This is a genomic window from Neoalteromonas arenosi (genome assembly GCF_030362855.1).
GTDB classification, from domain to species: Bacteria; Pseudomonadota; Gammaproteobacteria; order Enterobacterales; family Alteromonadaceae; genus Alteromonas_E; species Alteromonas_E arenosi.
The window spans coordinates 1-1,052 of record NZ_JAUCBP010000009.1 but is presented as its reverse complement, the minus strand read 5'-3'; the positions used below and the strand labels follow the sequence as shown (position 1 = coordinate 1,052).

Annotated in this window: 1 protein-coding gene; it reads left to right on the top strand. The window is 47.7% G+C overall.

Annotated elements, in window-relative coordinates; all coding sequences use genetic code 11:
• The coding region (gene tuf, locus QTP81_RS11710; RefSeq protein ID WP_289365700.1) for an elongation factor Tu at positions 1-999 on the top strand (999 nt) is incomplete at its 5' end.
• Between the last annotated feature and the right edge of the window lie 53 nt (positions 1,000-1,052).

The window sequence follows — 1,052 nt, the reverse complement described above, 5'->3', positions numbered from 1 at the left end:
ATCGCGACTTCACACGTTGAGTATGACACTCCAACACGTCACTACGCACACGTAGACTGCCCAGGACACGCTGACTATGTTAAGAACATGATCACCGGTGCTGCACAGATGGACGGCGCGATTTTGGTTGTAGCGGCTACAGACGGCCCTATGCCACAAACTCGTGAGCACATCCTTCTAGGTCGTCAGGTAGGCGTACCTTACATCATCGTATTCATGAACAAATGTGACATGGTAGATGACGAAGAGCTTCTAGAGCTAGTAGAAATGGAAGTACGTGAGTTGCTATCTGAGTATGAATTCCCAGGTGATGACTTGCCAGTAATCCAAGGTTCTGCACTTAAAGCGCTAGAAGGCGACGCAGAGTGGGAAAAGAAAATTGTTGAGCTAGGCGAAGCACTAGATTCATACATTCCAGAGCCAGAGCGTGCAATCGACAAGCCGTTCATTCTTCCAATCGAAGACGTATTCTCAATCTCAGGTCGTGGTACTGTAGTAACAGGCCGTGTTGAGCAAGGTATCGTTAAAGTTGGTGAAGAAGTAGAAATCGTTGGTATCAAAGAGACGACTAAGACGACTTGTACTGGTGTAGAAATGTTCCGTAAGCTTCTAGACGAAGGCCGTGCAGGTGAGAACGTTGGTGTTCTACTACGTGGTACTAAGCGTGACGAAGTAGAGCGTGGCCAAGTATTGGCGAAGCCAGGTTCAATCACTCCGCACACTAAGTTCGAAGCAGAAGTTTACGTACTAAGCAAAGACGAAGGTGGCCGTCACACGCCATTCTTCAAAGGCTATCGTCCACAGTTCTACTTCCGTACAACAGACGTAACAGGTGCTGTTGAGTTACCGGAAGGCGTAGAGATGGTAATGCCAGGCGACAACTTGAAGTTCGTTGTAGAGCTAATTGCTCCAATCGCGATGGACGAAGGTCTACGTTTCGCAATCCGCGAAGGTGGCCGTACAGTTGGTGCAGGTGTTGTATCTAAGATCCTTGACTAATAGTTAAGACATCTTAAAGAAAGGTCGCTTAGGCGGCCTTTTTTATTGCCTGT